Below are 3,645 nucleotides of genomic sequence, written 5' to 3' on the forward strand. Positions count from 1 at the left end.
ATTCGAATGCTGCATATCGCATCATGACCTCCGTGGAACTCCCTCGTTCCCCAAGCTCGCTGATGTAATGCGTGATGTGATTGAACTCCGGTCGCATAGCTCCCGCAACGCCGATGAGTGAAAGCCAAAGGAGCGGGCCCAAGATACCGCATAGAATGCCAATTTTTCGTAGGCTCATATCACACGGAAAGGGATGATCTCTGGCTGGTTAACGGGGCCGGCCTTCACCTGCCGGGTTTTAGGGCAGGTGCAAGGACGTGGTTATATCTGACTCTTGCCGCAACGGTTACAGTCGATGGAATTACCAGCAATCCACTCTTTGCAATGGAGACATCTTTTCATGGGGAATTCGCCCGACTCATACTTTGCTCTAATACTCTTGAGTGCTCCCGGTTCTTGGTTTTCGCCAAGAGGCAATATTGCACACCTACATTCGCGATGGAACGGAGGGTAATCGTCTGTTGTTGCTGTTTCTATTGAGATTTTCTTATTCGCCTTGGCTTCACATTTCGGGCAACAGTCTGGGGCAGGAGCAACCTCGAAATATTTGTCTCCTGATTCGGTGTACTCTTTGAGTCGTTTTTTGAAAAAGGATTTTGTAGCGTATGCGCCCACAAAAGAACCTCCATTTCCTGAGGATGATAGTATGAGACCGTTGAAAGACCTTGTATCGCAGCTTTTAGAAGAGGGCTATATGTTTCCAACAGATGAAAGAACATCCGAAGGGAAAATCATCTATGTTCCTAATCCTCTTTTGTACGAGATACATAATCACCCGGAAAGCGTAAAACGGCGATCTCGGGATAGGTATCTCTTGCGTTACAATAGGCGTCGCGAAAGGCGGAAATAATGCTCGGCACATTTTTCTTGGGAATCGTTATCTCGTTACTCGCCGGGCAATGCGTGCATGAAAGAAGGATGCCTTTTTCTGTCCTTTCTATTCTCTGGAAAGCCCAGCAATTGCAGAATTTACACTCCATGGGGACATGCTCAATTCTTGGCATAATTTGTCCTCTTCTTTTTTTGATATAACTCGTTAATGAGCAGTTCACGCGCACGCGTGAACCGGTGATCTGCCCATTTTGGATATTTAGTCTATGCACATTAAAATATTGATACAGTGTGAAGTAGACCCCTAATAGGGCCAGAAATGGGCGTTTTTTGCCCGAAGTATGAGATATAAAACGCGTTCAGTCAAGCTAGCCGACTGGAATGATTGAATTATCTCCCGGCAATTGCCCCTGAAAAATCCGGGAAAAACATCATGCAGCAGCCTCCCGAGAAACCCCGCCGAAACTTCGCGACTGTTTTCTCCTCAGGCATCATGAGCCTTACTGGACAGCCGTCCGCCGAATCTCGAAAACCCCCCATCGTACCCTGCACAGAACTCCTCCCACTGCCGCCTGGTCTGCGCAGCACACTCCCGTGCCAGGGTGGCGAGGGGAGCCGGCCACGTATCATCCTCACCGAAGGCGATCAAGGCGTCGGCGACGGCCGCCCCTTTGCGGCCGCTCCCCCGGAGGTGGTCCCAGGCGGTGATCTCCCCCATGGTGGTCATCATGTCTTCAAGCCGTCCGATCTTCCCGTTCCACTGGTCTAGCTCCACCTTGTCGCCAGAGGGCTGGAGCTCCTTGATGACATATGATCGCCCTTCCAGCTCCACCGGCTGCAGGAGCGCGGGGGCGATGGCCTGCATCTGGCGCTGGACCCATGCGACCCGCTCGGCTTCGCTCTCCCACAGGGTCTGGAGCGCGGCGAAGCGGCGGGCGAGGGGGGAGGGGGACGCGAGCTTCAGGTCGAGGAGGTAGTTTTCGTCCGGCGAACCGTTACCTTCCACCAGGAGGACGTACCGCTCGGTGCCGAGACTGCCGGTGCCGGCGATCCGGCGGGCCGCGTCGAGGAGGGTGAAGAAGCCGGGGTTCGGCTGCTGCGCCGCGAATCCAGCCATGAACGCGGCGATCTTTTTCCGCTCTTCCCTGGTGGCGGGAAGCGCCTTCCCGGTGTCGGTGCGGATGCTGCGCTTCTTCCCGCGGCTGACGGTGCGACTGTCGAGGAAGTCGCACCGTTTGCGCCGTTTAAGCCCTTTCAGGAGTTTGCGCACCATTCCCTGGGCCGTGGCCCGCTCGACCCAGCGGGCTTTCCCCTCCCGCAGGGCGCAGGTGTAGGCGGTCAGGAATTCTGTGCAGAGGCGGGATGCCGTGTCACAGTCGAAGCCGAGGGATTCTGCGGCGGTATGGACGCTCGTCATGAAGTGGAGAAGGTCCCAGGTGCAGGGGACCAGGGCGCTGTAGTCGAAGTCGTTGATGTCGAAGTAGACGAGCCGGTTGTCCCCCTTGTAGCTGCCGAAGTTCTCGATGTGGAGGTCGCCGCAGGACCAGACGGCGGGCGCGGCGCGGAGCAGGGGCGAGTCGGGAGCGGTCTCGCAGAAGAGGTGGTTGGTGCCCCGCAGGAAGCCGAGAAGGCTCTTCCGCATGGCCCGGTACTTGAGGGCGAGCCGCTCCGGGTCGCGGCCGGCGTTGAAGCGGAGGATCGATTTGACGGTGCGGTCATGGGCCATGGCGGATACTCACGGCTGTCAGGGTTTCAGGCGGAAATCCGGATAATTTGAAGGTGTTTGCACGTGTTCATTCACTTCGCTCCGAGGAATCGAGATTTTCTGCCCCGCCGGCATCTTTTTCCGGCTCTTCGAGACTGATTCGGCCGATTTTCCCCGCCCGGAGCTCCCGGAGAAAGGCCTCGGCCGCCCGGTGCAGATCGATCACTCCGCCGGGAGCCATGCAGCCGAGGCAGCGGCCGACCGCTTCGAGGACCGCGGTGGAGTTGTCGGGGAGTTCCGTGAGCTTGTAGCGCTCCTTGAGAAGCTCCGGATATCGTTGCATCATGAATTCGGCGGCGAAGAGCCCCACGACGGTATAGTCCAGGGCGTTGGCCCCGATGGCGCCGCTGGTTGCCAGGCGATAGGCCGCCACCTGGTCGGTCATGTCGGGCCAGAGGAGCCCCGGCGTATCGGAGAGGGTGATGCCGTTTCGCAGGTCGACCAGTTGGGCGCAGGTGGTGATGGCGGGTTTGTCGCCGACCTTGGCCACGCACTTTCCGGCCAGGGTGTTGATCAGGGTCGACTTGCCGACGTTGGGAATGCCGACCACCATGACGCGCACCGGCAGGCCCGGTCTGCCGCGGTTCGGCGCCAGGCGCTGGCAGAGCTTGATCAGCTGCTTCACTTCGCTGTGCTGCTTCGCCGACAGGGGGAGAGCGCGCACCCCGGATTCGGTTTCAAAAGTGCGGACCCATGCCTTGGTGACGGCTGGGTCCGCAAGCTCCTTCTTGTTCAGCACCTTGATGCACGGCTTGTTTCGGCGCATTTCAGCAAGCTGGTGATTGGAGCTGGAGGCGGGGAGTCGGGCGTCGAGGACCTCGATAACCACGTCGATTCTTCTAATCGCCTCGGAAATCTGTTCCTGGGCCTTGCCCATGTGACCGGGATACCACTTGATCGTCATATTCGTATTCTTTCCACAGCAATAGTAGTGGCGGTTTCTGTCCAAACCTACAGTACCACATACCTCCCCCGGACAAAGCCATAATCTGAGCACGCGCTGTTTCAAAAGTACTGGCAGTGATCGGCCTTGACCGCCTTCTCGCCCT

General features: G+C 57.6%; 3 protein-coding genes. All 3 read right to left on the reverse strand.

What is annotated here, in order from left to right:
• The coding region (locus RCH91_RS21540; protein ID WP_373694414.1) for a DUF998 domain-containing protein at positions 1 to 178 on the reverse strand (178 nt) is incomplete at its 3' end.
• A gap of 1,137 nt (positions 179 to 1,315) precedes the next feature.
• Entirely contained in the window at positions 1,316 to 2,557 is a 1,242-nt protein-coding gene (locus RCH91_RS21005) for a DUF2252 domain-containing protein (RefSeq protein ID WP_306537382.1), read from the reverse strand.
• Between the two features lie 67 nt (positions 2,558 to 2,624).
• A complete protein-coding gene (ylqF, locus tag RCH91_RS21010) occupies positions 2,625 to 3,500 on the reverse strand; it encodes a ribosome biogenesis GTPase YlqF (protein ID WP_306537384.1) in 876 nt (291 codons plus the stop codon).
• Positions 3,501 to 3,645 lie beyond the last annotated feature (145 nt).

The sequence above is a fragment of the Geobacter sp. genome (assembly GCF_030834625.1).
In the GTDB taxonomy this organism is placed as follows: domain Bacteria; phylum Desulfobacterota; class Desulfuromonadia; order Geobacterales; family Geobacteraceae; genus Geobacter.

Bases quoted from the DNA above. Each gene is read 5' to 3' on its own strand.
- ylqF (WP_306537384.1), bottom strand. From the start codon at position 3,500: ATGACGATCAAGTGGTATCCCGGTCACATGGGCAAGGCCCAGGAACAG.
- RCH91_RS21005 (WP_306537382.1), bottom strand. From the start codon at position 2,557: ATGGCCCATGACCGCACCGTCAAATCGATCCTCCGCTTCAACGCCGGC.